The sequence below is a fragment of the Tannerella forsythia genome (assembly GCF_001006485.1).
GTDB classification, from domain to species: Bacteria; Bacteroidota; Bacteroidia; order Bacteroidales; family Tannerellaceae; genus Tannerella; species Tannerella forsythia.
Genome location: NZ_JUET01000030.1, coordinates 87,787 through 114,121 on the forward strand (window position 1 = coordinate 87,787; position 26,335 = coordinate 114,121).

Below are 26,335 nucleotides of genomic sequence, written 5' to 3' on the forward strand. Positions count from 1 at the left end.
ATTGCCGTCTTGTAAAAGTGGATGAATGGTTTTTACTTCTTGCGAACGTCGATACCGATGCCCGGTTTATCGGTAGGTTTCATGATGCCATCCTGCAATGTTGCACCGCGGCACCAATCCGATTCTGGCTGGATGAGCAGGTTACCGTCGAGGTCGCAGAAATCGACAGCCGGAGCGAGCTGGGTCGCCGCTGAGATGGCACATGAACTTTCGGTCATGCAACCGATCATCACTCGCATATTGAGCGAGCGGGTGAGGTTGACCATCTTCCAGGCTTCGCGCAGTCCGGTGCACTTCATCAGCTTGATGTTAATGCCGCTGTATGCATCTTTCAATCGCGGGATGTCCGTCAGTCGTTGCACGGCCTCATCGGCAAAGACAGGCAGCGGGCTATGTTCCGTGATCCATGCATGATCGTCGAGCTTCTTCTTCGACATGGGTTGTTCTACCATCACAATACCTTTTTCTTTCAACCACAGAATCATATCGAGCGCCTGATGCTTGTCTGTCCATCCCTGATTGGCATCGACGGCCAGCGGAATATCGGTCACTTCACGGATCGTCTCGATCATCGTTTTATCATGTTCCGTCCCGAGCTTGACTTTCAGGATACGGAATTTGTCAAGATACTCTTTCGTCTTTTTACGAACAACCTCAGGTTGATCGATGCCGATCGTGTATGTCGTCGGAGGGATATGATCGGGATTCAATCCCCAGATTTTGTACCACGGCTGCCCCATGAGTTTTCCGACGAGATCGTGCAAGGCTATGTCGACGGCTGCTTTTGCGGCCGTATTGTTTTCGCCAAGGCGATCGACATACGTCAGAATATCCTCCATCTCGAACGGACTGCGGAAGCGGTCTAACTCCACCCGTTTCAAAAAAGCGCATACCGAAGCCTGCGACTCACCCAGATATTGGGGCATAGAGGCTTCGCCGTATCCCGTCATGCCGTCGTATTCGATTTTTGTGCGGACGGTCGGCGTCATGGTGCGTGAATAAGTAGATACGGTGAACGTATATCTCAGCTGTAAATCGACCGGCTCGAATGTCAGTTTCATTTTGCCGTCGAGAGCTGCTGACCGCATCAGGGTGAACGGTGCGGCATGCGATGAGTCGAGAGACAGACTGCCTGCCGCTGCTGCGAACGCAGCCGTTTTCAGAAAATTCCTGCGATTCTGTTTCATTGTTTTTGTTTGTTCCATGGGTTTTGGTAATACGGATTATTTTTAATCGTGCTGATTCCGGACCATTCGCGAGCGCCGATGATACGGCAGGCACGTACAAACTCCGACGCGTTCAGGACATCGTAGTTCGGAGCAGACGGGGTGAGGCTGCCGACCTTTACCTGGGTAGCCTCATGGATGAATTCGCCGTTGCCCAGATAAATCCCGACATGACGGATACGGTCTCGGCTCTTTCCGAAGAAAAGCAAATCGCCCGGACGGAGATTCCCGTATCCGTTCGTGATATCGATCTGCTCGCCGGTGACGCATTGCTGTGACGCATCCCGTTGCAGGATGAGTCCGTGAAGGAAGAAAACTGTCTTTACGAAACCGCTGCAATCCATCGCTTTCGACGATGTGCCGCCCCAAAGGTAAGGTACGCCCATAAACGATTGTGCCGTAGCAAGAACACGTTCAGCCGTCAGATGGATATGCTTCAGCCATTCATCCATTGGCTGTGCTTCGGCTTTCAGGACAAAAGCCGTTCGTCCGTCGGGATATGAGACGCGATAGAAGGCTCCCTTTTTACCTTCGAGGCGGAGCATATTGCCCGCCACCAAGTCTGAGACAGGAGGCGACTTACGGTCGGCGCGTGAATAGGCGAAGCCGTGATGAGCCAGAAAAATGATTTTCGGGGCGTCTGTCCATGCTGCAAAAGCGTCGGCACTCATCTCAGTCACGTTGCCGGATTTCGTATATCCCGTATAATTGTCGGGTGTTTGAATGCGCAACCATCCGTCGTGCCGTTCCAAGATACGGACGGGAGTGCCCAGCAGCGCCTGAGTCGCCATCTCGGCAGGATACCTGCCTTGTGTGCGAATGCTGGCGACCGAAAGCGTCACCACGCCATACGTCCGTTCATCCATCGCGGCGGAAGGCTCAAGAGGGGCAGGCAGCGATTGAAGGGTCAGCCGGCGTATGGGAACGGTGTCTTGAGGCGTTTGCCGTACCGTATCTTTTGTTGCGAAGAGGCTTCCCTCTGCTGTTGTCAGCGAGGCGAAGCACAGGAACGCGAGAATAAAATATAGAAACCGTTTCATGATCTATCCGCAAAAAAACGGCTTTAAAGATAAGGCATATTTTACGAATACAAAAAATCCGAGATAAAATAAGCTAACAGGAAAAATTCCGGTCGTCAAGAAAGGAGAAAAGTGAATAGGCTGAAAAAAGACACAGTCTGAAAAGAAAAATCCCTGCACAAACATCCGAAACCGGATTTTCTATGTAAATTTGTGAGCGAATCATAGAGTAAGAAGGAAAATATGTTAACATCTAATGATCTTCAGTTACTGGCTGAAAAGAAGATTACGGAAACTGGTTTACAGGAGCAGCTGGATCGTTTTGTGCAGGGATTTCCATTTCTGGAGATCAAAGCGTCGGCGTCGGTCGCGAAAGGGATCCGCTCGATCTCGGACGAGGCACGTCAACAGTACATCGACCGCTGGAAAGCGTATCTGGCGGAGAACAAGAAAATACTCAAATTTGTACCGGCTTCGGGGGCAGCCAGCCGCATGTTTAAAGACTTGTTTAGCTTCCTGTCCGCCTCGTACGAGGTTCCCACAACTCCCTTTGAGAAGAAATTTTTCGACGAAATCGGGCGATTTGCCTTTTATCAATTACTCGATGCCTGTTGCCAGCAAAACGAGAGGCAGGATATTCCATCGCTGCTGGCTGCGGGTCAATACAAGGCGATCGTCAGTAATCTGCTCGAAGAAAAAGGACTGAATTACGGAGCACTGCCGAAAGGCTTGCTGCAATTTCATGCGTATGCGGATGGTGTGCGGACGGCGCTTGAGGAACATCTCGTCGAAGGAGCATTATATGCGAAGAACCGGACAGGCGAGGTACATATCCATCTGACTGTTTCGCCCGAACATCAGCCGTTGTTTGAGCAATTAGTCAAGGAAACGACGCCGGCCTACGAGAAAGCGTTCGGGGTGCATTATTCGGTGTCGTTCAGCACGCAGCAGCCCAGCACCGACACGGTAGCCGTGGATATGAAGAATGAACCGTTTCGCGATGCCGACGGACAGCTTGTATTCCGTCCGGGAGGGCACGGGGCACTCATTGGCAATCTGAATGCGATGGATGCCGATGTCGTATTTATCAAGAACATCGACAACGTGGTGCCCGACCATTTCAAAGACGCTACGGTTACGTACAAACAGCTTCTGGCCGGAATACTCGTCGATCTGCAATCCCGGATTGCCGACTACCTGAAACTGATTGAAAGCGGCTGCTATACGCCGGAGCAGGTGGCCGAGATGATCCGCTTTGTCGAAGATGAATTGTGCATCGAAAATCCTGAGTTGGAGTACCTCGAAGATGTAGAAGTGATCCTTTACATCAAAAGAAAGTTACTGCGCCCGCTGCGCGTGTGCGGTATGGTGAAGAACGTGGGCGAACCGGGTGGAGGGCCTTTCTTTGCCGTCAATCCTGATAAGACTATTTCGTTGCAGATTCTCGAAAGCTCACAGATTGATATGGAGAAACCCGAAGCCCGTCAATTCTTCGAGCAGGGAACGCACTTTAATCCGGTCGATCTTGTTTGCGCCCTGAAAAGTCCCGACGGGACGAAATATAACCTGCCGGATTTCGTCGACAAGAATACGGGATTTATCTCGCAGAAAAGCAAAGACGGACGCGAGCTGAAAGCACTCGAGCTGCCGGGTTTATGGAACGGCGCCATGAGCGACTGGAATACGGTGTTTGTCGAAGTGCCGATCGAAACGTTCAACCCCGTTAAGACTGTTAACGATCTGCTTCGTCCGCAACATCAATAAAGAACAAGAAGATAGCCCTTAAACAACGTAAATTCGACCTAATCCGGCATCAATCTTGGTATATGAAGTTGTCAGGAATTCGATGACGCGTGTGTTTTTAGGTGACAGATGTTTTATGAACCCTTTGGACTCGAAGTTGATGTCATCGGACAAGGAAAGAACTTGTTCATCGATTTTTCAAGGCCGATATGGAACCATGCAACATGTTTTCTTCCATCATGCAAAGCTCGATATTATTAACCTAAAATAATGATTATCGTTCCATTGATTTTCTATTGAGCCCGAATTTCTGCAAAATTATCTCGATGAATTCTGTTATAAGTTTAATCGAAGATATTGGGAGAAGCACTCTTTGGAAGAGTGCTAGCAAATTGCGTAACTTATAAAAATGAGTCTGATAAATACGGATAATCATATTATACAAAAAAACACAGAAGGAGCAGATTGTCAACAAGATAAAATGATTAAGATCAATAGATATCCCCACCAGAAGTAAGAATTAAGTTGCTCTTGCCTCTGGTAGGTAATTAATTGTCTATATAATAGATAATTGTTCTGCCTGTTTTTAAGGCTGATCCTAAGGTCAAATTATTTCATCATTGTAATATTTATGGAGTACAGCCTCTACCATAATTACCATTGTTGCGGCCACCATGATTTCTATCAGGCTTATTCTCAGAATCATCTTTTCTTCGATGTTGTCCATGCGTATCACCACGAGAAGATTCGTTATCAGGATTATTTGAGGATTCTCTATGCTCCCCCTTATCGGGTTTATAACCATAATCGAAGAAATCAACAGTAATCAAACAGTTTGTTATTCCAACATCAAAGCGCCAAAAATAATAGCCTCTTTTATCCTTTTCTCCTGTATAAACCCATTTATCCGATATCATCTTAAGATTCTCGATTCGTGGAGCAGCGGCCGCATAAACAAAGCTAGAAGTGTTTGTCCATAGAGAAAAGCCTGTTTCGCATCTGATAATAGCCTTCATATATAATTCTCCTCGAGGCACTATTGACGCGTTAACATAGACAGTGGGACCAGCATGGAAGTCGGTGGAAGTCCAAAATGTACTGCTTGCACTATAGAAGATTGTTGAGAGCTTACGAAGTTGAGAACTTCTAAGTATAATCCCTGTGTTCTTATTTTGCTCTATAATAGAGGGACTTTCTGTATAATCAGATATTTGCCTTATATACTGTTCATCTCCTGCAACCCAAACGATTCGATCCACTTTATTAATATACGCATCATTAAGCACCTCCAGACTTTTATCCCTTAATTCTATTTTAAACTTTTCAACAGAATGCGAAGATATATTCGAAGGTATTTGAGATTCTTTTAAGCTGAATCCATCTTCCCCAACAGTAACATAACTAGCCAACAAATGCTTTTCTGCGTTATATTGATCTTCAGATTTTGTTGATTGATCAATATCTTCCATGTCAGACGAACAATTCATTAGACAGAGAGAAACCGGCAATAACGCCAATAAACTGAATAATCTTTTTTTACTCATGGTTCAATGTATTTTTTGCAAAGATAGAGATAAAATTAGAAACAAACAATGTTTTTTTTAAAACCTAGAGCCTGTTTAAATTTGAAACAAAAAGTTGCATTCACTAGTTGAAACTACACCACATTTTTTTTGGGGGCAGCCGTATGGCTTTCAAACTTTTTATGTATGTTTGCAACACGAATTTTAAAATAAAGAACAATGAAAAAGATTGGGTTATTGATCTGTGTACTGGCCATGGCACTTACCTCGTGCGAAGGTCCGATGGGCCCTCCCGGACCTCCGGGAGCATCGGGAGAAAAGCTGAACTGGGAAATACTTTATTATACAGTTCATGCTGACGATTGGAAGTTGGTAGGAAACAAAGATGGACTAAATTCGCATTACATCTTTGATTTTAAAGAAAGTAAGCTGACAAAATTCATCTACGAAAAAGGTCTTGTCAAAGGTTTTAGGATATTAAAATTGGATAATGGAGATAATGTACAAACTCCGTTACCTTATGTTGTGCCGATAGGCGAAATGAATGGGAATAATGAGAAACTATGGAGTGAATATTATACCTATGACTTTATGCCCGGTTCGATTGCTTTTTATGCATACTATACAGATTTTTATACAGCAAACAAACCGCCGACATGCACGTTCCGCATCGTCATGAACTGGTAAGACGATGACGGACGGCTCATTCGAGATGATCGCCAAGACGCTCTACGGGTTAGAAGATATCTTGGCTGAAGAATTAACGGTGCTCGGCGCCGGAAACGTAAAGACGGGGCGACGCATGGTATCGTTCACGGGCGATAAAGCCATGCTCTACAAGGCAAACTTTCATTGCCGTACGGCGTTGCGTATTCTGATGCCGATCGCCCGGTTTCGTGCGAACAATGCCGATATGGTATATCAGGAAGTGAAACGGATCGAATGGGAGAAATATCTCTCTCCCGAGAAAACATTTTCGGTCGATGCCGTAATCTATTCCGAAGACTTCCACCACTCCAAATTTGTTGCCTACCGCACCAAAGACGCGATTGCCGACTACTTCAGCGAGCGTGTGGGCGATCGCCCGTCGGTGCGTTTGAGCAACCCCGACCTGTATATCAACATTCATATCTCACACAAAGACTGCACGCTGTCTATCGACAGTTCGGGCGAGAGCCTTCACAAGCGCGGTTATCGAACGGCACAGGGTGAGGCTCCTCTCAATGAAGTGCTTGCCGCCGGCATGATCCTGAAAACAGGATGGCGGGGCGAATCGCATTTCGTCGATCCCATGTGCGGATCGGGCACCCTGCTGATCGAAGCAGCCATGATTGCCCTGAACATCGCCCCGGGCGTCTACCGCAAGGGCTTTGCTTTTGAACGATGGCCCGACTTCGACCGCGACCTGTTCGACGAGATATACAACGACGACTCCTCCGAACGCGAGTTTTCGTTCAAATGTTACGGGTCGGACATCTCGCCGTTAACCGTCAAGAAAGCCGAAAAGAATATCCGAAGCGCAGGCCTGACGAAATACATCGAATTGCAAACGCTGCCTTTTCAGCAATTCACCGAAGCGCCGCGACCGGGTATCCTCATTACGAATCCGCCTTATGGCGAACGCATCACGCCCAATAACATCAGCGAATTGTACAGTATGATCGGCGAACGGCTGAAGCACGTATTCACCGGATACAGCGCATGGATACTCAGCTACAAAGACGAGTGTTTCGATCGCATCGGATTACGTCCGAAGCATAAAATCAAGCTTAGGAACGGCGACCTCGAATGCGAGTACCGATGCTACGAGCTGTTTGCCGGAACGAATAAAGCCTACAAGAAAGCTGAGGGCGAAAGAAAAAAAGCAGCCCCTCGGGTAATCGCCGAAAAGCAAAACCGAAAGGAAATGGCTTCGAGCAATTACCGGAAAGGAAAAACAGACCGGAAACGGCCTTCGGGCAGTTACCCGAAAAGCTACCGAAATGTATCGATCGTAAAAACCGAAAAGAGACATCAGCCAAAAACCTGAGGACAATACTTAACCATAAAAAACAAACCGATGAAAAAGATTTACGTATTGCTTTGTCTTGTATTATTCGCAACGCAAATGAGTGCACAGGAAAAGACATTGACATTTCAAGACCTGATACCGGGCGGTAGAAATAACCATCGATTCGTGCCGAAAAACATCCGGCAGCTTCAGTGGTGCGGTGATTTTTATACGTATGTAAAGGGGGACAGTCTGCTGATGGCCAAACCGACAGACGGCTCGGAACAAGTTGCTTTCACACGTGCCGGGCTAAGCGATCGGCTCATTGCAGCCGGTTTGCCCGAAATTTCGTCCATGCCGGCGTTCTTCGTGCCGGATGTTTCCGTGCCTGTGATCGCTTTCCGGTACAAGGGGAATCGGGTGCATTACGACCTGCGGAACGGACACGTCGCGGCAAAGTATACACCGGATCCGGCAGGCAGTCGTTGGGAATACGACAAGGTAAACGGACGCATCGCATTCACACGCGAAAACAATGTCTGTATTCTTTCGCCCGACGGCACGACCGAAACGGTGACGAATGAGACGGATAAAGGCATCGTTTGCGGCACAGCCGTACACCAAAACGAGTTCGGTATTCACAAAGGGCTCTTCTGGTCGCCCGACGGTGCGGCGTTGGCTTTCTATCGCATGGACGAAACGATGGTTGCGGATTACCCGATCGTGCATGTCGATGCACGCATCGCCCGAGCCGAGCCGTTCAAATATCCGATGGCCGGGATGAAAAGTCACGAGGTAACGGTCGGCATCTATCATCTCTCTACGAAACAGATCGTCTGGCTGAAAACCGGTTTGCCGAAAGAGAAATACCTGACGAATATCGCCTGGAGCCCCGACGCGAAAAGCATTTATCTGGCCGAACTGAACCGCGGACAGGATACCTGCCGGCTGGTACGATACGACGCCCGTACCGGACAACGTGAGGCGGAGCTTTTTGTCGAAACGAACGCACGTTACGTCGAGCCGCAAGCGTCGGTGCTGTTTCGTCCCGGTAACCCGCGTCAGTTCGTCTGGCAAAGTCAGCGGGACGGATTTAATCACCTTTATCTTTACGATACCGATGGTAAGTTGGTTAGGCAATTGACTTCCGGGCGGTGGCTCATAAAAGAAGTCCTCGGTTTCGATGCCAAAGGCGAAAATCTGTTCTTTACCGCTACGGCACCGCATGACGCTCATTCACCGAAAGACGGCAGTGCACTTGAAACCTATGCATGGCGATTACAGATGAAAACCGGCAGACGCTATTGCCTGACCGAGAAAAGAGGCGTGCACGATATTTCGGCCAACGCAACGTATACTTATTTGATCGACCGGGTTTCGTCGCCGCAGATACCGCGCGACATCGACCTTGTGCGCATCAATGACGGTCGGACGGTGAAATCCCTCCTGTCAGCCCAAAATCCGTTCGCAAGTTACGATATGCCGACCATCCGTATCGGTACGCTCACGGCGGCCGACGGTAAGACTCCACTGCATTACCGCCTCGTGACGCCTCCGGGTCTGGACGAGACGAAAAAGCACCCGGCCATTATCTACGTCTACGGAGGCCCTCACGCGCAGCTCGTCACCGGCGGATGGATGAACGGCGTCGGCGGTTGGGATCTTTATATGGCGCGTAAAGGATATGTGATGCTCACGATCGACGGACGCGGATCGGCTAATCGCGGCTTCGAGTTCGAGAGCGTCATTCACCGGAACCTCGGCGAGGCGGAGATGGCCGACCAGATGAAAGGCGTCGAACTGCTCAAATCGTTACCCTATGTAGACAGCGAGCGTCTCGGTGTACACGGCTGGAGTTACGGTGGATTCATGACGACCAACCTGATGCTGACGCATCCCGACGTGTTCAAAGCAGGCGTGGCCGGAGGTCCGGTGATCGACTGGCACCGCTACGAAATCATGTATGGTGAGCGATATATGGATCATCCGAAAGAGAATCCCGAAGGATATAAAAAAGCCAATCTGTTACTCAAGGCCGGCCACTTAAAAGGACATCTGCTGCTTATTCACGGTACGATAGACCCGGTAGTTGTTTGGCAGCATAGCCAACTCTTCCTGAAAGCCTGTATCGATGCCGGTACATTCCCTGACTACTTCGTCTACCCCGGTCATCCGCACAACGTCATCGGCAAAGACCGCCCGCATCTCTACGAGAAGATAACACGGTATTTCGAAGATCATCTTTAAGAATGAATTACGAATGTCGAATTACGAATTGCGATGTTCGATTCGAACGCGAGTAACGCGAGTGACGCAAATAAACGCATATTTCACTTTTCGTTCTTCGTTTCTCACTCTCCTCATTCACGAACGATGGCTACGGTTCGAAGAGTTCGAACCGGTAGCCTTGTTCTTTGAGCCATTCGATAGACCAGGGAAGAGCAGCTTTCATACGGTCGCCGGCTTTGAGTGAATCGTGAAAGACGATGATGGATCCGTTGCGCGTATATCGTTTTACGACGTTAAAAACTCCCTGTGAGGTCATGTGAGGACTGTAATCGCGAGTGACGACATCCCACATGATCACCTTGTATTTTTTGCGCAGTCTTGCCAGTTGCGGAAGGCGCATATGTCCGTGCGGAGGACGAAAGAGGCGACTGCCGATCAGCTCTGCCGCCTTCTCTACATTGTCCATGTAACGAGACGTTCGCGAACGGACTCCCTGAATATGATTGAACGTATGGTTGCCCACTCCGTGACCGCGTTCAAGTACCATGCGGTAAATATTCGGATGCTTACGCACATTGTCGCCGACGCAAAAGAACGTGGCTTTAATCTCGTAACGGTCGAGCAGGTCAAGCACCCATGGCGTAATCTCGGGAATCGGACCGTCGTCAAATGTCAGGTAGACACATTTCTCCTTCCGGGGTAGTCGCCAAACGCCTCCGCGGAAAATCGCTCGGTAAAGCCAGGGCGGTTGTTCGATAAACATCGTCGGTTACCGGTTGCGGCCTCCGTCTTGCGTTCCCTGAAAAGCCATGTGATATTTCTGGAACTCTTCGCGGTACTTGGCTCCGTATGTACGGTCATATTGCATACCCATTCCCAACGCGTTCTGCACGATGGCCAGATCACGCTGCCAATCCTCCCGAATACCGGCCCTATCGCGTGCGTTCAGACGCATATACCAGCGGATGTTCCGTAACGAGTTTTCGATGATACCGTCGAGAATCGAAGCTCCCTTCTCTTTTTGGCCGATCGCCATATACGTATCGCCAATCATCAGTGCACTGTAATCCAGCGGTACATTTTCGACGGGGAGAACTTCCATGCATCGATCCAGAACAGCCTGTGCTTTGTCGGATTTACCTTCTTCCAGCAATGCTTGAGCCAACTCACCGAAGATATACATCCGGTAGCTTTTGCACATACGCATCGTGTTCTCGTCGATGTATATTCCGGGCTTATCGGCACCGCCCCACCGGAACTTGTTCATCACGTTATCGTACATCTTTTCCGTATCGATGGCGCGAGCATTCGCTCCTTTCGTCATATAAGGCACGATGCGATAGGCCATCCCCGTTTTTTGGAAATACGGATCGAGGCGTACGAACTGGTTCGGGTCTACCGTGATGGCAAAATAGATCGGACGTTCCCAGTTGTTTGTGTGAAGCATGTCGAGGATCGTTACGGCTTCTTTGCCCAGCACTTCCTTGCCCGAGAGGTTAATGGTCATTTCCTTGACCATCTGCGATGCGTCCTGCGGGCTGATGGCACCGTGTTTCATCACCGTGGCCGAATCGACTTCCAACGTCAGCACATCCGATGGGATATGCGGAATATCACGTCGGTAACCCGGAATTTTTTTCGTGCGTGGATCATCGCTGCGCAGGAACTCCAAAGCTTTTCCCAAATCGACTTTGTCCATACGTTGGATGACGTATGTCATATCCCGTTTTCCCTGAATATACTGGCTGTGATCCCATGTGATCGGCAGTGGCGCGGATTCGTAGGCTTGACGTTTCATCTGATCGATGTACCAGTCGGTTTGCAAATAGCTTGTATTGCATACGCGCACATCGGTACGGATACCTTCCACCTCCTGCGCATACCAGAGCGGGAACGTATCGTTGTCGCCATTCGTAAAAATGACGGCATTCGGTTCGCACGATTCGAGATAGTTGGAACCGAAGTCGCGGCACATGTAACGTCCCGAACGGTCGTGGTCGTCCCAGTTTTGTCCGGCCATCTGGATCGGAACGAGTACGCATGCAAGCGTCGCGACCGTACCGGCCACAAGTCCCGGCAACTTACCGAACTTCTCCAGCGCTCGCGCTACGGCCCCGACACCCAATCCGATCCAAATACAATATGCATAGAATGACCCGGCATACGCATAATCCCGTTCGCGAGGCTGGAAAGGGGGCTGATTCAGATAAAGCACGATCGCAATTCCCGTCATAAAGAACAGGAAGAACGTCACCCAAAAAGACTGCATCCCTTTTTTTCCGCTGAACAGCTGGTAGAAGATCCCCAGCAGTCCGAGTAGGAGAGGCAGCATATAATACACATTATGCCCCTTGTTGTTGGCAATATCGAACGGCATATCATCCTGCGGCCCGACGAGGAACGTATCGATTGGTTTGATTCCGGTGATCCAGTTCCCGTTCATAATCTCACCATGCCCTTGAATATCGTTTTGACGACCGGAAAAGTTCCACATAAAATATCGCCAGTACATAAAGTTCAGCTGATAACGAACGAAAAATTTGATATTTTCGGCAAAGGTCGGTTTCATGACACTTTTTGTCTCGCCCATATCGATGACTTTTACCGGTGTTCCTTTTACCTTCGCCCACGATTTGTACCCTGCTACGTGACGCGCTTCGGGGCTGTGCATACGCGGGAAAAGCATCATCGTTTCGCTGACGTATTTGTACTCACGTACCGTATCCGAAATAAAATAGTGATCTTTTTCGTTTTTATCTTTTTTTATCACACGACTCCATATCTTGGGTCCTTTACTCGAAACAGGTGTTCCGTCGCTCTTGCGCTCCGGCACCGACACGTAGGTCTTGCCGTAGATAAGAGGCGTGTCGCCATACTGTTCACGCGCCAGATAACTGCGCAGGGTGAAGATATCCTTCGGGGCATTCTGGTTCATCGGCGTATCGGCTGTCGAACGGATAAGGATCAGTGCGTAAGATGAGTATCCCACCACGATCACCATCAGCGAAACCAAAATCGTATTCAGTGCACGGACATTGATATTTTTGAAGCGGAACAGGACGGCTGTTAAGGCAATCAACAACAAGATACCGAGTACATAGCCGTTTCCCAGGAAGGGAATACCGAGCAGAGCGATGGTCAGGACGAAAGAAATTCTGACGCGCATCGGAGAGATGTCTTTGCGCATCGTTTCCCAGATTGACCAGCCCAACATGCCCGCAATGATCACCACATAGGCATAAACGCCCGAATTATACGGCATACCGAAAACGTTCACAAACAGCAGTTCGAACCAGCCGCAAGTTTCGACCAGACCTTGCACGACACCATACATGATCAATCCGATGATTGCAAATGATACGAATAGAGCGATCAACGTCCCTTTGAACGTCGGGCTCGGGAATTTCCGGTAGTAATAAACGAGTACAATGGCAGGAATACAAAGCAGGTTTAGCAGATGGACACCGATGCTTAGCCCCATGAAGTAGGCGATCAACACAATCCATCGATCGGCATGCGGCCGATCGGCTGCTTCTTCCCATTTCAGAATTAACCAAAATACGAGGGCCGTAAACAGCGATGAGCTGGCGTAGACTTCACCTTCAACGGCACTGAACCAAAACGTATCGCTGAAGGTATAAACCAACGCTCCGACGAGTCCGCAACCCATCACCATGATGGTGTGTGTCAAAGTAAGTTCGCGTTTCCCTTCTTTCAGGATGATGCGCCGAGCCATGTGCGTGATACTCCAGAAGAGAAACAAAATCGTAAGTGCACTGAACAGGGCAGACATACAATTGACCATCTTCGCCACTTCCGCCGTATCGGATGTGAGTTGCGTAAACAGATTGCCCATCAGCATGAAAAAAGGTGCTCCGGGCGGATGCCCCACTTCCAGTTTATAGGCAGATGCAATAAATTCGCCGCAGTCCCAGAAACTTCCGGTCGGCTCGATGGTCGATAGATACGTATACGACGCAATCAGGAAGACGATCCATCCCAAAACGTTGTTGATTAGCTTATATTGCTTCATAATCGAGGATATGGTAAGCGTTTATTTTTGATATATTCGGCCGCAAAGATATAAAAATCTGCTGACAACATAACGCTATCTCATTACATATATTGTTTGTGTTACGAAAAAATCGTAAGAAAAAGTGCATTTCTTTTCATTGTTTCGCTGCCGGCACGTTTTCTTCATCGCATTTTACGACTTCTTAAAGAAAATCATTTCACCCGGTCGTTTTTATTTCTTTTCTTTGCGGCTGTTTTTTATTGAGTGATGAATAAGAATAGTAAGCATAGACAGTTGTTTCGCTGGGTATATACGTTATTGACGGTCGGAGTAACGGTTTTTATCTTTACGAACTCGCTACAGGGTGGCGAAGCATCCGGACTGCGCAGCGTTATGGTTACCGAGTGGCTGAACCAGCTGATCGGCTATCTGGGGATTGATTATCGGTTCACGGTGTATGCCGTACGGAAACTTGCGCACTTGACCGAATTTATGCTGCTCGGGCTTTTCCTTACTTTGACATTGCGTGTGTACACCCGGAGTCTGATGCCGCATATCTCGTGGCCGTTATTTGCAGGACTGTTCACGGCTGTCTGCGACGAGACCATCCAACTCTTCGGTCGCGGTCGCGGACCTTCGTTGCACGATGTCTGGATCGATTTTGCCGGATTTGTCATCGGACTCTGTATCGCTCTTTTTCTTATGCGTCCGGTACGCCGTCTCCCCAAGCCGGTGCGCAAGCATCGGAGGTAGAAACGGTTCAGAACGGGTCATACATATCCGATGAAGATTATTCGTGAAAAAGGAGGGGGCCTTTTCGCGAGGAATTATTTCTTGCGTTCAATCACATAGTCGGCGAGGAGTAACAGGCTGTCACGCGCTTCGTTGTGGGGCAATGAACAGATGATATTCGTCGCTTTTTCTTTATAGTAAACCATACGTGACATGGCATATTCGACCCCTCCGTGCTCTTTCGCGAAGCCGATCAGTGTCGCGATATTTTCGGGCGAAAAGTCTCGCTTGCGGAGCATGTCCAGGTAAGGTACTTTCGTCGATTCGTCCGTCGATTCGAGGGCGTAAAGCAGGGGCAGGGTCACTTTCCCTTCGCGGATGTCGTTGCCGCTGGGCTTGCCGACGGTGGGGTCATCGAAGTAGTCGAAAATGTCGTCGCGTATCTGGAAACAATAGCCGAGCAGCCGCCCGAATTCCCGGCATCGGCATTGTATCTCCGAGGTTGCTTTCGCCGTGATCGCACCGATCTCGGTACATGCCGAGAGTAACATGGAGGTTTTCTTTTCAATCGCGATCAGGTAGTCATTCTCTTTCAATATCTGCTCTTTCGCATTCTCGAGTTGCTTAATTTCGCCTTCGGCCATTTGACGGCTGAGCGATGCAATGATCGAAACGATCTGCATCTGTTCCGTCTGTGCCGCCCGCACGAGCGCTTCGGAGAGAATAAAATCACCCACCAGGACAGCCACCCGATTGTCGAAGAGGGCATTGATTGAGGGAAGTCCCCGCCGCTGACGGGTGTCATCCACCACATCATCGTGAAGAAGTGACGCCGTATGTAATAATTCGAGAAACACGGCTGCATGGATCGAGTCCGGTGTGACATCCCCGCAGGCCCTGGCTGTCAGCAACACCAGAAGTGGGCGGATGTGCTTGCCGTTCGAGTGATATACCGTTTCGATGGCTTTGCGTATGGTCGTGACATCGCTGTGAAGCGCTTCCGTAAATCTCTCGCGGAAGATTCCGAACTCCTCCGCGACAGGTTTTTCTATGTCTCTTTTATCTATCATAAATCCTGCTTTCCGAATGCAAAAGTAAGAAAAAGTGCCGACTGAAAAAGTTTTTTCGTACATTTACCCCCAAAAACGGCATACTTCTTATGAAATTGCTTTTAATCGACGCTTACGCGCTCATTTACCGTTCTTATTACGCTTTCATCAAAACCCCCCGAATGAACTCGAAAGGGATGAACACGTCGGCAATCTTCGGTTTCATCAATACGCTCGAAGATGTCCTTCGGCGCGAGACCCCGACGCATATCGCTTTCGGTTTCGATCCGCCCGGTCCGACGTTTCGTCACGAGGCTTATGAAGCCTACAAAGCGCAGCGGGAAGAAACGCCTGAAGATATCCGCATTGCCATCCCTTACATTCGCGAAATCATCGCGGCATACCGTATTCCGGTGTTGGAGATGCCGCATTACGAGGCGGACGATGTCATCGGTACAATTGCCAAGCAGGCCGAACAGGAAGGGTTCAAGGTGTTGATGATGACGTCCGACAAGGATTACGGGCAGCTTGTCTCGGAGCATATCTTCCAGTATCGCCCGAAATTCGGAGGCGATTATGAAACATTAGGAGTGTCCGAAGTGCTGGCGAAGTACGGTCTGACATCCGTCGGGCAAATGATTGATCTGCTCGGGCTGATGGGTGACAGTTCCGATAACATTCCCGGCTGTCCGGGTGTAGGCGAAAAGACCGCGCAAAAATTACTCGCCGAGTTCGGGTCCGTCGAGGCGTTACTGGCAGGCACTGACCGGCTGAAAGGTGCCTTGAAAACGAAAATAGAACAAAATGCGGAACAAATCCGTTTCTCGAAGTTCCTGGCCACGATCGTCACTGACGTTCCGATCTCTTTCGATGCAGCGACCTGCATACGTAAAGAGGTCGACAGGGAGCATCTTCGCGAACTTTACATCGAACTGGAGTTTCGTTCTTTTCTAAAGAAACTGAACGATGTCTCTGCAGCAGAACACACCGAGAAAGGTGCTCCTGCCATGCAACAGCTCTCCCTCTTCGGTAACGATGCAGGGCAAAGATCGCCGATAGGCATGTCGCCGGGATCGGAAGAAGCAAGGGCCTCCGATCTGGCCGATCTGACGACTACGCCCCACGCATACTTCACGGCCGATACGGAGGAACAACGAAACAATCTGGCACAACTGCTCCTCTCTCAACCGTCGTTCGCATTCGACACGGAAACGGACGGTATCAATCCGTTGACGGCACACCTTGTCGGGATGTCGTTCGCCGTCCGCGAATACGAAGCATGGTACGTGCCTTTGCCTGCCGATATGGAGGAAACGAAGCGGATCATCGCTCCGTTTGCCGAGGCCTTGCAGCATCCCGCTATCGAGAAGGTGGGGCAAAATATCAAGTTCGACCTGTTGATGCTCAGGCGTTACGGCATACAGGTAGCAGGCCCCCTGTTCGATACGATGATCGCCCATTACTTGCTCAATCCCGAGTTGCGGCACAACATGGACTATCTGGCCGAGACGTATCTGCGTTATCGTCCGATTCCGATCGAGCACCTGATCGGCGCACGCGGCAAAGGACAGTTGTCGATGCGCGACGTACCGGTGGAGAAGGTCAGCGAATATGCTGCCGAGGACGCCGATGTCACGCTGCGCCTGAAGAACCTCTTCGCTCCGCAACTCTCGGACGGCGGGTTCGATGCGCTGTTCCGCGATATCGAGATGCCGCTGATCTATGTACTGGCCGATATGGAGCTGAGCGGTGTCACTCTCGACACGAAAGCCTTGAAGCAATCGTCCGAGGAACTTACCGAAGCGCTCGGTCGATTGGAAAAGGAAATCCATGAACTGGCCGGAACGGCGTTTAATATCAATTCGGCCAAGCAGGTCGGAGAGATTTTATTCGACCGCCTCCATATTGAAGAGAAAGCGAAAAAGACAAAGACCGGCAGTTACAGTACGAACGAAAGTATTCTGGAGAAACTGCGCAACCGTCATCCGATCGTCGGGAAACTCCTTGACTACCGCGGCCTGAAAAAGCTGCTGAGCACGTATATCGACGCCTTGCCCGAGCTGATCAATCCCGAGACGGGCAAAATCCATACTTCGTTCAATCAGACGGTCGCCTCGACCGGTCGGCTTAGCTCGTCGAACCCGAACCTGCAAAACATCCCCATCCGCGAAGCGCTGGGGCGCGACATTCGCAAAGCTTTTATTGCCGATCAGGCTGACGGACTGTTCTTCTCGGCCGATTATTCGCAGATCGAGTTGCGTATCATGGCCCATCTGAGCGGTGACAAGCACATGATCGAAGCGTTCTGCAGCGGCGCCGACATTCATTCGGCCACTGCCGCAAAAATCTATGGCGTAGCGGACGAGGAGGTGACCTCCGAGATGCGTCGCAAGGCCAAAACAGCCAACTTCGGCATCATCTACGGCATCTCGGTGTTTGGACTGGCCGAACGGCTGAACATCGGGCGCGCCGAAGCGAAAGAGCTCATCGAAGGCTATTTCAAAACGTATCCCGATGTGCGCGCCTACATGGACGAGAGCGTCCGCTTGGCTAAGGAACGTGGCTACGTCACCACGATATGCGGAAGGAAACGTTTCCTCCCCGACATCCATTCACACAATGCCGTGGTGCGCGGGTACGCTGAACGCAACGCGATCAATGCGCCGATACAGGGCAGTGCTGCCGACATCATCAAAATGGCCATGGTACGGATTTTTCACCGGTTTGAGGAGGAAGGGCTACGGAGCAAGATGATCCTTCAGGTACATGACGAATTGAACTTCAACGTGTGTCACGATGAACTTGATCGTGTACGCGAAATCGTGCTGCGAGAGATGGAGGGTGTTATGCAACTGCGTGTGCCGCTCGTTGCCGATTGCGGCACCGGAAAAAACTGGCTCGAAGCACACGGATAGGACACGATTCCATACGTAACGCACGATGGGGAATGAAAAAAAATCGTACCTTTGCCTCAGTTTTCAAAAAACGATACAAACATGAGCAAGCTGCATATTATCGATCATCCCATGATTCAGCATAAGTTGACGAGAATACGGGATATCAACACGGGTGCAAAAGATTTTCGCGATCTGCTCAAAGAGATCGCCATGTTGATGGGCTATGAGGTGACTCGCGATCTTCCGCTGACCGAAATAGAAATCGAGACACCTATGATGCGCACAAAGGCGTATGAAATATCGGGCAAAAAACTGGCCATCGTGCCGATCCTGCGCGCCGGGTTGGGCTTGGTCGACGGGTTGTTGAACCTTCTTCCGGTGGCCAAGGTCGGACATATCGGTCTCTACCGCGATCACGAAACGCACAACCCCGTTTTCTACTACTGCAAACTGCCCGAAGACATCGACCACCGCATGGTCATCATCACCGATCCGATGCTGGCTACGGGAGGAAGCGCGTCCGACGCGATCAAGATGCTGAAAGAGAAAGGTTGTACGAACATCCGCCTGATGTGCCTCGTGGCTGCCCCCGAAGGAATACGGCGTGTGCAGACCGATCATCCCGACGTGGATATCTATACGGCTTCGCTCGATGAGCGCCTGAACGACAACGCTTATATTCTGCCGGGCCTCGGCGACGCCGGCGACCGTATTTTCGGAACCAAATAATTCCACCGCAACATAAGATGCCTTTATGGCTGGAAGAATCATTCAGGTAGAGGAGCGAGTGCCTTTACTCAAAGGTATCCCGCTAAGTATTCAACATACGTTTGCCATGTTCAGCGCCTCGGTATTAGTGCCGTGGCTCTTTGGTATCAACGCAGCCATTGTGCTGTTGATGAACGGAATCGGTACGCTGATCTTTATTGTCATAACGAAAGGGAAATCGCCTGCTTACCTTGGTTCGAGTTTTGCTTTTATTTCTCCCACTCTGCTACTTATCAGTAATCCCGACTTCGGCTATCCTTATGCTTTAGGCGGGTTCGTCGTCACCGGACTGATCTTCTGTGCCGTGGCGATCCTGATCAAATTTGCGGGTACGAAATGGATCGATACCGTGTTGCCACCCGCCGCCATGGGGCCTGTGGTGGCGCTTATCGGGCTCGAACTGGCCGGAACGGCCGCACAAAACGGCGGACTTGTACCGAGCGAGACGTACACCGGAATCAACCCCCTGTTTGTCGTCGTTTTTGTGGTGACAATTGCCGTTGCCGTGCTGGGACAAGTGCTGTTCCGTGGCTTCGCCGCCGCCATATCGATTCTGATCGCCATCGTTTCGGGCTACCTTGTCGCGTTCTTCGCCGGGCTGGTCGACTTTTCGGGAGTAATGCAGGCCGGGCTGTTTGCATGGCCAAATTTCGTGTTCCCCCGATTCAGTCCGGAAGCGATCTTTATCATTATTCCGGCTTCTTTGGTGGTGATCTCCGAACATATCGGACATCAGGTCGTGACAAGTGAGATCGTTGGACGTGACCTGCTGAAGGACCCGGGATTGCATCGCACGCTTTTCTCCGATGGGGTTTCGACAGTCCTCTCAGGATGCTTTGGTTCTGTGCCGACGACAACATACGGCGAAAATATCGGCGTGATGGCCATCACGAAAGTATTCAGTGTCAGGGTGATCGGCGGAGCGGCTGTCTTTTCCATCCTGCTGGCGTTCTTCGCCCCGGCATCGGCGCTCATCAATTCTATCCCCGCCCCGGTGATGGGCGGTATCAGCTTCCTGCTCTACGGGATGATCGGTGCCTCGGGCATCCGCTTGATGGTAGACCGCAAGGTGAATTATGCCAAAGGACGTAACCTTGCAATGACGGCACTCGTCTTCGTCGTCGGACTGTCGGGCGTCTATATCCGGATCGGCAATGTGAAGCTGACGGGCATGTGTCTGGCTACACTCACGGGCATATTCCTCGGCGGACTCTTCTATGTGATTGACCGTCTGGGCATCGCCAATGATACGGATGAGCCGGATCATGGTTAATTCCTTATTATGATGATGTCCGGAAGGTCTGCATGTTTTTCGAAGCGGAGAGGTGCATAAAGTCGACTTTTTTGCTTACTTTTGCGAGGTTTAAAAGGTAAAAAACCTGTTTATGAAGCAATATGTAGATTTGCTAAGGCATGTGCTCCGTTCCGGTACGGCAAGGGAAGACCGTACAGGGACGGGAACGACGAGCGTATTCGGGTATCAGATGCGATTCGACCTGAGGGAAGGATTCCCGCTGCTTACAACCAAGAAACTGCATCTCAAATCAATCTTATACGAGTTGTTATGGTTTTTGAAAGGCGACACGAATGTACGTTACCTGCAAGAACATGGCGTACGTATCTGGAACGAATGGGCGGATGCGGAAGGTAATCTGGGGCCTGTCTACGGCCATCAGTGGCGCTCGTGGGCTGACTATGAAGGTGGGACGATCGATCAGATCAGTGAGGCGATCGACATGATCCGCCACCATCCGGATTCGCGCCGCATCATCGTCAGCGCATGGAATGTCGGGGATTTGCGAAACATGAGCCTGCCACCCTGCCATGCTTTTTTTCAGTTCTACGTTGCCCAGGGGCGGCTCAGCCTCCAACTCTACCAACGAAGTGCAGACATATTCCTTGGGGTACCGTTCAACATCGCCTCTTATGCGCTGTTGCTCCAGATGGTTGCACATGTTACCGGTCTCAAAACCGGTGAGTTCATCCATACCCTTGGCGATGCGCATATCTATCACAATCATCTCGAGCAGGTGAAACTGCAGTTGACGCGCGATCCTCGTCCCCTCCCGCAAATGAAACTCAATCCGGAAGTACGTAATATCTTCGACTTCCGCTATGAAGACTTCGAACTGCTCGGATATGATCCTCACCCGCATATTCCGGGAACGGTTTCCGTATAACTTTTTAACGCCAAAACCCCAATGATATCGATTATAGTAGCCACAGACCAACGCGGAGCGATAGGCAAAGACAACAGCTTGCTCTGGCGTCTCCCGAACGATATGAGACATTTTCGTGAACTGACTACCGGACATACCGTCGTCATGGGGCGGCGAACGTTCGAGTCTTTGCCCCATGGCGCCTTGCCCAATCGCCGGAATATGGTTCTTACAACCGAATGGGGCGCTCATTTTAATAATTGTTTGGTGTATAATACATTATGGGGTGCGCTTATGGATACCGAAGAGGAGGAGGAAGTTTTTGTCATCGGCGGAGGAAATGTTTACAAACAGGCGTTGGAGGTAGCCGATAAACTCTATCTTACGCTTGTGCATCATACCTTTCCGGAGGCTGACACGTTTTTTCCACCCGTCGATCCGAAAGTGTGGGAAGAAGTATCCCGAACAGATGTGCCGACAGACGAAAAAAATCCTTACCCGCACAGTTTTTTAACGTACGTTCGAAAAAAATAACCCCATGCCGCATCTTGTTCCTGATAAATATATTACCTTTGCTGCGTTATTAACTTATAAAAGCATAGTGAAAATGAAACGTATCTTATTTGTCTTAGCAGCCATCTTGATGATGACGGCAGGTGTAGTTCGCGCACAGGAAAAAAGTGCTTCGATTACGGTAACCGGCAGTGCAACGTATGATTTTGGAGATATCGTTGAGACGTCAGGTCCTGCAAGTCACGTTTTCACGGTGATGAATAACGGAGAAATGCCGTTGGTCATCTCTCGCGTTGTGGCTTCTTGCGGATGTACGACGCCTGACTGGACGAAAGAACCGATTGCTCCGGGAAAAACGGGCGAAATCAAGGTCACATATAATCCGGCCGGCCGCCCGGGTAAATTTGTTAAAACGATTTCCGTGTACAGCAACGGCAAGGCTGATGGGAATTATGTCCTGACGATCCGCGGAAATGTCGTACAGAAGAACTCATGAATCGATGAGCGGAAGAATCTGCGTAGTCGGTATATTCCTATTTTTCTGCCTCTTTTCGGTGCCATGTTTGTTTGCCCGGGAAGAGGCTAAAATTGTTATACCCGAAACCGTTCATGACTTCGGCCGGATTGAAAGCGCAAATGGGTCGGTGAAGCATGTCTTTGCGATCAAGAACGAAGGCGTGGCGACCTTGGAACTGATTCGTATTTCTTCTTCGTGTCGTTGTATCGTTGTCGAATGGTCGGAGAAAACGGTGGAGCCGGGTCGGACGGCACAACTTGAAGTGACGTATAACCCTGTGGGGCAATCCGGAACTTTCAAACATGAGGTACAGGTTTTCAGTAACGGTTCGGAAGATCCGCTTGTCCTTACGGTCAAGGGAGATGTGCACGCTGTGCCGGGGACTGCTGTGGCCGGAGAGCCCGAGTTTACGCCCGACACGTGGACATACGATTTTGGCAAGATTGATGAGGAGCAGAATTACTATACCCATATCTTTCAGATTACGAATACCGGCAAGGCACCGTTGATCATCTCGCATGTGCAGTCTTCCTGCGGATGTGCCGAGCCGGAATGGACGGCCGATCCGATCGCTCCGGGTGAAGTAGGCGATGTGGTGATCACCTATTCGGCGAAGAACCGTCCGGGTCCGTTTAAAAAGCATATCACTGTCTACACGAATGCGAAAGGAGGGAGGAAGCGTCTCTCCATTACGGGCGAAGTAATACCCAAACCGAGTGAATTGTCGGTCGTATATCAGGATACGATCGGAACGGTGCAGTTAGAGAGTAAAACATTTATGTTCCATACCATCCGTCCGAAAGAGATTGCGACGCAGGAGATATGGATTCGTAACTTTTCCGATGCCAATCAAACACTTTCGTTCGTTCAGATGCCGGCATATGTTCAAGTAGAAGCTCCTGCCGAATTGGCACCCGGTAAGGCCGAACGGTTGAAAGTAACCGTTGACGGTACGAAAGTTACGACGAAAGGACGGATGCTTGGCGGGTTTACATGGATGGCGCGTAGCGCCGCCTCCGGAGAAACGGTCTCGCATGAAATCCCTGTTTCCGTCAACTTTATCGATGATTTCAGCACGCTTTCGCCCATGCAGAAAACGTATGGTGCAGGTATCAAGCTCTCGACAACCCTTTTGGAGTTCGGGCGAATGAAGCGAGGTGGACTCTTCGGTATCGGTAGCAAGCGAGCCTCGAAGCAGGTGACCCTTACGAACGAAGGCAAAGAGCTGCTCGAACTGCATAGCGTATCGTGCGACGACCGGCGGGTACACGTTACCGGATTCAACCGCAAGATGCTTGGCCCCGGTGAGTCAGTCACCTTGACACTCCTTATTCGGCCTAAAGAAGTGATGGCGCCGATGGAGACCATGCTTTATGTGGTCTGCAACGATCCTCGAGGACCGGTTCGTCAAGTGAAAATCACAGCAGAATAAAAAAGAATTGAATGATGGTGCAAGAGGGAGATGAAACGATTTCCCTCTTGCTTTTTAAACGATAGATAAAGCAATGGATCATCCCGAAAACGACGAAAAATATAAAGGACTGAAAGTGACAAGAGGGGTGGCGGTTGCACCGACTGTCAGCCCTTATCTGCAGCAAATGCGTAAACGAACGCGCTCGTTCACGACGCATGAGTTTGTCGAAGGCATCTTGCGCGGAGATACCTCGGTGCTTAGTCAGGCGGTGACGCTGGTCGAGAGCTCCCGGCACGAACACCAGCAACAGGCGCAGGAGATTATCGAGAAATGCTTGCCTCATACAGGGCAGTCTGTCCGCGTCGGGATTACGGGGGTGCCCGGTGCCGGAAAAAGTACGTCGATCGATGCATTCGGGATGTACATGGTACGCAGGGGACATAAGCTGGCGGTGCTGGCGATTGACCCCAGTAGCGAGCGCTCGAAAGGGAGTATCCTCGGCGATAAGACGCGCATGGAGCTGCTCTCGCGTGAGCGTAACGCGTTTATTCGTCCTTCTCCTACAGCCGGCTCGTTGGGAGGAGTAGCCCGTAAAACACGCGAAACGATTATCCTCTGCGAAGCGGCCGGATTTGATACCGTCTTCGTCGAGACGGTCGGTGTCGGACAGAGCGAAACGGCCGTACATTCGATGGTCGACTTTTTTCTGCTTATTCAGTTGGCCGGTACGGGCGATGAGCTTCAAGGGATCAAGCGAGGCATTATGGAGATGGCGGACGGAATCGTAATCAATAAAGCCGACGGGGATAATATCGAACGCGCCAAGATGGCGGCCGGACACTTCCGCAACGCACTTCATCTTTTTCCGCCTGCCGCTTCGGGATGGTTCCCTAAGGTGTTGACATATTCGGGATATTACAATCTGGGCATAGAGGAAGTCTGGAATATGATCGAGGAATATATGGCGTTTACGAAGGCGAATGGCTATTTTGATCGGAAACGTAACGAGCAAGCCAAATATTGGATGTACGAAAGCATCCACGACATGCTGAACGATGCGTTCTATCATCATCCGCGCATAGAGGAGCGGCTGCCCGTCATCGAAAAACAGGTGCTGAACAACGAGGTCAGCTCGTTTGTCGCAGCCCGTGAAATGATGGACTTGTTCCTGAAGAAATAAGCGAAAGCAGATCACAAAAGATTCTTTTTGGTCCGGGCACTTCAAGAGTGTGGCAATGATATCCGAGAGTATTTTCATAGGCTAAAAAAGAAAAAGGAGGGTGTACCCAACATTGCGTTTTGGCACCCCCTCTTTGGGATAAATATAAAGGTACTTCTATAGCTCTTCTTTCACTTCCCAGCCGAGTGCGCTGGCGCCTAATACGGCGGCATCGCTTTCTTTCAGCTGTGAGAACAGCAGACGGGTCTTGTTTTGGAATACCTTCAGCATATGAGCTTCCATAGAGCGTTTCACCGGCTCCATAAGAAGCTGTCCCGCTTTCGTCAGGCCGCCGAAAAGAATGATTGCTTCCGGGCTTGAGAAAGCCACGAAGTCGGCAAAGGCTTCCCCTAAAATTGCTCCGGTTGTTTCGAAGATTTCTTGGGAGAGTTTGTCGCCTTTAACAGCCGCATCATACACATCTTTTGAGGTGATTTTGTCCGGTTCCAACTCACGTAACAGGCTCTCTTCGGTACGTGTCATCAGCAGTTCGCAAGCCGTACGGGCTACACCTGTGGCCGAAGCATAGGCCTCTAAACACCCGTGACGGCCGCATCCGCACAGACGCCCGTTCTCGCGGCGCACGATCACGTGTCCCAACTCACCGGCAAACCCGTCGTGACCGTATACCAGATTGCCGCCGATGACGATTCCGCTGCCCACGCCTGTACCCAGTGTGATGACGATAAAATCTTTCAAACCGCGAGCCGCACCATACGTCATCTCACCGATAGCCGCCGCATTGGCGTCGTTTGTCAAAGTGACCGGAATGCCTCCCGTCTGATCGCTGATCATCTGTGCCAAAGGAATTTTTCCTTTCCACGGCAAGTTGGGTGCAAATTCAATGCAACCGTTGAAATAGTTGCCGTTAGGCGCTCCTACCCCGATGCCTTTGATCTTGTCTTTGCCTCCGGCCGAGTTGATCACATTCTGTAACCCGTCGCCAAGGGCTTTTACATAGTCGTTAATGTCATCATAATGCCCTGTCTTAATCGAACCGCTATACAAAATGGTTCCTCGGGCATCTACTACGCCGAATACGGTATTCGTACCCCCTATATCAATTCCAACACTTACATAAGGCTTCTCCATGAGTTCTGTGTTTTTTTATTAAATGATTATTTTTTGTATCAGTGAGCAAATATATAGGCTTTCGTGAAAGAAAACAATTATGAATATCCGTATATTTGCCCAGAAATAATTATCTTTGCAAAAAAAATAAGGCAATGACACTGATCGATTTTTTATCTCACTTTCCAGACGAAGAAAGCTGCAAGCAAAAGTTTAAGGCATATCGCGACCAAGTAGGAGTTGTTTGTTCC

General features: G+C 50.0%; 20 protein-coding genes and 2 pseudogenes. 15 read left to right on the forward strand and 7 right to left on the reverse strand.

The genetic code is table 11. The features are described from left to right. Nucleotides 1-32: 32 nt before the first annotated feature. Both Tanf_RS01420 and Tanf_RS01425 read right to left on the reverse strand, forming a co-directional pair. On the reverse strand, nucleotides 33-1,187 hold the full coding sequence (locus Tanf_RS01420) for a dipeptide epimerase (RefSeq protein WP_046824625.1): 1,155 nt from the start codon (nucleotides 1,185-1,187) through the stop codon (nucleotides 33-35). Continuing rightward, nucleotides 1,184-2,266, reverse strand: coding sequence for a C40 family peptidase (locus Tanf_RS01425; RefSeq protein ID WP_014224429.1), 1,083 nt, complete (start codon nucleotides 2,264-2,266; stop codon nucleotides 1,184-1,186). The genes Tanf_RS01420 and Tanf_RS01425 overlap by 4 nt, the downstream gene beginning before the upstream one ends. Nucleotides 2,267-2,488: 222 nt before the next feature. Here Tanf_RS01425 and Tanf_RS01430 point away from each other — a divergent pair, with 222 nt between their 5' ends. Both Tanf_RS01430 and Tanf_RS14670 read left to right on the forward strand, forming a co-directional pair. Continuing rightward, nucleotides 2,489-4,009 (forward strand): DUF4301 family protein, encoded by a 1,521-nt coding sequence (locus Tanf_RS01430; protein WP_046824626.1) that lies wholly within the window; start codon nucleotides 2,489-2,491, stop codon nucleotides 4,007-4,009. A 274-nt stretch (nucleotides 4,010-4,283) separates the two neighbouring features. Further along, nucleotides 4,284-4,420: pseudogene (locus tag Tanf_RS14670) on the forward strand (IS1595 family transposase); the annotation flags it as partial. Nucleotides 4,421-4,617: 197 nt separating this feature from the next. Here the strand turns inward: Tanf_RS14670 and Tanf_RS01435 are convergent. After that, nucleotides 4,618-5,532 (reverse strand): hypothetical protein, encoded by a 915-nt coding sequence (locus tag Tanf_RS01435; RefSeq protein WP_140230618.1) that lies wholly within the window; start codon nucleotides 5,530-5,532, stop codon nucleotides 4,618-4,620. A 198-nt stretch (nucleotides 5,533-5,730) separates the two neighbouring features. On the opposite strand from Tanf_RS01435, the gene Tanf_RS01440 reads away from it, so the two are divergent. Genes Tanf_RS01440 through Tanf_RS01450 form a run of 3 tightly spaced genes read left to right on the forward strand, consistent with a single transcriptional unit; the run spans nucleotide 5,731 to nucleotide 9,748 of the window. Further along, nucleotides 5,731-6,198 carry a hypothetical protein gene (locus tag Tanf_RS01440; protein ID WP_014224427.1) on the forward strand — a complete coding sequence of 156 codons (468 nt, stop codon included), beginning with the start codon at nucleotides 5,731-5,733 and terminating at the stop codon, nucleotides 6,196-6,198. A 4-nt stretch (nucleotides 6,199-6,202) separates the two neighbouring features. Next, a complete protein-coding gene (locus tag Tanf_RS01445) occupies nucleotides 6,203-7,540 on the forward strand; it encodes a THUMP domain-containing class I SAM-dependent RNA methyltransferase (RefSeq protein ID WP_046824628.1) in 1,338 nt (445 codons plus the stop codon). A gap of 30 nt (nucleotides 7,541-7,570) precedes the next feature. Continuing rightward, the gene (locus tag Tanf_RS01450; protein WP_046824629.1) at nucleotides 7,571-9,748 is read left to right on the forward strand and encodes a S9 family peptidase; all 2,178 of its coding nucleotides are present in this window, start codon (nucleotides 7,571-7,573) and stop codon (nucleotides 9,746-9,748) included. A 130-nt stretch (nucleotides 9,749-9,878) separates the two neighbouring features. Here Tanf_RS01450 and Tanf_RS01455 read toward each other — a convergent pair whose 3' ends face one another. After that, nucleotides 9,879-10,493 (reverse strand): polysaccharide deacetylase family protein, encoded by a 615-nt coding sequence (locus tag Tanf_RS01455; RefSeq protein ID WP_014224424.1) that lies wholly within the window; start codon nucleotides 10,491-10,493, stop codon nucleotides 9,879-9,881. A gap of 6 nt (nucleotides 10,494-10,499) precedes the next feature. Then, complete coding sequence (locus Tanf_RS01460) at nucleotides 10,500-13,763, reverse strand: protein O-mannosyl-transferase family (RefSeq protein WP_014224423.1); 3,264 nt, start codon at nucleotides 13,761-13,763, stop codon at nucleotides 10,500-10,502. 249 nt (nucleotides 13,764-14,012) lie between these two features. Here Tanf_RS01460 and Tanf_RS01465 point away from each other — a divergent pair, with 249 nt between their 5' ends. Beyond that, nucleotides 14,013-14,498, forward strand: a complete 486-nt coding sequence (locus Tanf_RS01465) for a VanZ family protein (protein ID WP_046824630.1) — start codon at nucleotides 14,013-14,015, stop codon at nucleotides 14,496-14,498. Nucleotides 14,499-14,572: 74 nt separating this feature from the next. Here the strand turns inward: Tanf_RS01465 and Tanf_RS01470 are convergent, their stop codons facing one another. Beyond that, nucleotides 14,573-15,547: a polyprenyl synthetase family protein gene (locus Tanf_RS01470; RefSeq protein ID WP_041591119.1), complete on the reverse strand. Its 975-nt coding sequence runs from the start codon at nucleotides 15,545-15,547 to the stop codon at nucleotides 14,573-14,575. A gap of 89 nt (nucleotides 15,548-15,636) precedes the next feature. Between Tanf_RS01470 and polA the strand changes: the two genes are divergently transcribed. The 8 genes from polA to meaB all read left to right on the forward strand — a co-directional run bounded on the left by polA (nucleotide 15,637) and on the right by meaB (nucleotide 24,974). Further along, entirely contained in the window at nucleotides 15,637-18,441 is a 2,805-nt protein-coding gene (gene polA / locus Tanf_RS01475; protein WP_046824631.1) for a DNA polymerase I, read from the forward strand. Between the two features lie 81 nt (nucleotides 18,442-18,522). Next, nucleotides 18,523-19,152 (forward strand): uracil phosphoribosyltransferase, encoded by a 630-nt coding sequence (upp, locus tag Tanf_RS01480; protein ID WP_014224419.1) that lies wholly within the window; start codon nucleotides 18,523-18,525, stop codon nucleotides 19,150-19,152. A gap of 25 nt (nucleotides 19,153-19,177) precedes the next feature. Beyond that, on the forward strand, nucleotides 19,178-20,464 hold the full coding sequence (gene uraA, locus Tanf_RS01485; RefSeq protein ID WP_046824632.1) for a uracil permease: 1,287 nt from the start codon (nucleotides 19,178-19,180) through the stop codon (nucleotides 20,462-20,464). A gap of 112 nt (nucleotides 20,465-20,576) precedes the next feature. Next, on the forward strand, nucleotides 20,577-21,371 hold the full coding sequence (locus Tanf_RS01490; RefSeq protein ID WP_014224416.1) for a thymidylate synthase: 795 nt from the start codon (nucleotides 20,577-20,579) through the stop codon (nucleotides 21,369-21,371). 21 nt (nucleotides 21,372-21,392) lie between these two features. Beyond that, nucleotides 21,393-21,884 (forward strand): dihydrofolate reductase, encoded by a 492-nt coding sequence (locus Tanf_RS01495; protein WP_046824633.1) that lies wholly within the window; start codon nucleotides 21,393-21,395, stop codon nucleotides 21,882-21,884. A gap of 73 nt (nucleotides 21,885-21,957) precedes the next feature. Beyond that, the gene (locus Tanf_RS01500; protein WP_041591118.1) at nucleotides 21,958-22,359 is read left to right on the forward strand and encodes a DUF1573 domain-containing protein; all 402 of its coding nucleotides are present in this window, start codon (nucleotides 21,958-21,960) and stop codon (nucleotides 22,357-22,359) included. 4 nt (nucleotides 22,360-22,363) lie between these two features. After that, nucleotides 22,364-23,812, forward strand: a complete 1,449-nt coding sequence (locus Tanf_RS01505; protein WP_161794927.1) for a DUF1573 domain-containing protein — start codon at nucleotides 22,364-22,366, stop codon at nucleotides 23,810-23,812. Nucleotides 23,813-23,885: 73 nt separating this feature from the next. After that, nucleotides 23,886-24,974 carry a methylmalonyl Co-A mutase-associated GTPase MeaB gene (gene meaB, locus Tanf_RS01510; protein WP_046824634.1) on the forward strand — a complete coding sequence of 363 codons (1,089 nt, stop codon included), beginning with the start codon at nucleotides 23,886-23,888 and terminating at the stop codon, nucleotides 24,972-24,974. Between the two features lie 156 nt (nucleotides 24,975-25,130). Here the strand turns inward: meaB and Tanf_RS01515 are convergent, their stop codons facing one another. Further along, nucleotides 25,131-26,105: an ROK family protein gene (locus tag Tanf_RS01515; protein ID WP_046824635.1), complete on the reverse strand. Its 975-nt coding sequence runs from the start codon at nucleotides 26,103-26,105 to the stop codon at nucleotides 25,131-25,133. A gap of 134 nt (nucleotides 26,106-26,239) precedes the next feature. Between Tanf_RS01515 and Tanf_RS14675 the strand changes: the two are divergent. Then, nucleotides 26,240-26,335: pseudogene (locus tag Tanf_RS14675) on the forward strand (IS1595 family transposase); the annotation flags it as partial.

What these genes read in the sequence shown, in the direction of transcription:
- Tanf_RS01420 (WP_046824625.1), bottom strand. Translation starts at nt 1,187, where the DNA reads ATGAAACAGAATCGCAGGAATTTTCTGAAAACGGCTGCGTTCGCAGCA.
- Tanf_RS01425 (WP_014224429.1), bottom strand. Translation starts at nt 2,266, where the DNA reads ATGAAACGGTTTCTATATTTTATTCTCGCGTTCCTGTGCTTCGCCTCG.
- Tanf_RS01430 (WP_046824626.1), top strand. Translation starts at nt 2,489, where the DNA reads ATGTTAACATCTAATGATCTTCAGTTACTGGCTGAAAAGAAGATTACG.
- Tanf_RS01435 (WP_140230618.1), bottom strand. Translation starts at nt 5,532, where the DNA reads ATGAGTAAAAAAAGATTATTCAGTTTATTGGCGTTATTGCCGGTTTCT.
- Tanf_RS01440 (WP_014224427.1), top strand. Translation starts at nt 5,731, where the DNA reads ATGAAAAAGATTGGGTTATTGATCTGTGTACTGGCCATGGCACTTACC.
- Tanf_RS01445 (WP_046824628.1), top strand. Translation starts at nt 6,203, where the DNA reads ATGACGGACGGCTCATTCGAGATGATCGCCAAGACGCTCTACGGGTTA.
- Tanf_RS01450 (WP_046824629.1), top strand. Translation starts at nt 7,571, where the DNA reads ATGAAAAAGATTTACGTATTGCTTTGTCTTGTATTATTCGCAACGCAA.
- Tanf_RS01455 (WP_014224424.1), bottom strand. Translation starts at nt 10,493, where the DNA reads ATGTTTATCGAACAACCGCCCTGGCTTTACCGAGCGATTTTCCGCGGA.
- Tanf_RS01460 (WP_014224423.1), bottom strand. Translation starts at nt 13,763, where the DNA reads ATGAAGCAATATAAGCTAATCAACAACGTTTTGGGATGGATCGTCTTC.
- Tanf_RS01465 (WP_046824630.1), top strand. Translation starts at nt 14,013, where the DNA reads ATGAATAAGAATAGTAAGCATAGACAGTTGTTTCGCTGGGTATATACG.
- Tanf_RS01470 (WP_041591119.1), bottom strand. Translation starts at nt 15,547, where the DNA reads ATGATAGATAAAAGAGACATAGAAAAACCTGTCGCGGAGGAGTTCGGA.
- polA (WP_046824631.1), top strand. Translation starts at nt 15,637, where the DNA reads ATGAAATTGCTTTTAATCGACGCTTACGCGCTCATTTACCGTTCTTAT.
- upp (WP_014224419.1), top strand. Translation starts at nt 18,523, where the DNA reads ATGAGCAAGCTGCATATTATCGATCATCCCATGATTCAGCATAAGTTG.
- uraA (WP_046824632.1), top strand. Translation starts at nt 19,178, where the DNA reads ATGGCTGGAAGAATCATTCAGGTAGAGGAGCGAGTGCCTTTACTCAAA.
- Tanf_RS01490 (WP_014224416.1), top strand. Translation starts at nt 20,577, where the DNA reads ATGAAGCAATATGTAGATTTGCTAAGGCATGTGCTCCGTTCCGGTACG.
- Tanf_RS01495 (WP_046824633.1), top strand. Translation starts at nt 21,393, where the DNA reads ATGATATCGATTATAGTAGCCACAGACCAACGCGGAGCGATAGGCAAA.
- Tanf_RS01500 (WP_041591118.1), top strand. Translation starts at nt 21,958, where the DNA reads ATGAAACGTATCTTATTTGTCTTAGCAGCCATCTTGATGATGACGGCA.
- Tanf_RS01505 (WP_161794927.1), top strand. Translation starts at nt 22,364, where the DNA reads ATGAGCGGAAGAATCTGCGTAGTCGGTATATTCCTATTTTTCTGCCTC.
- meaB (WP_046824634.1), top strand. Translation starts at nt 23,886, where the DNA reads ATGGATCATCCCGAAAACGACGAAAAATATAAAGGACTGAAAGTGACA.
- Tanf_RS01515 (WP_046824635.1), bottom strand. Translation starts at nt 26,105, where the DNA reads ATGGAGAAGCCTTATGTAAGTGTTGGAATTGATATAGGGGGTACGAAT.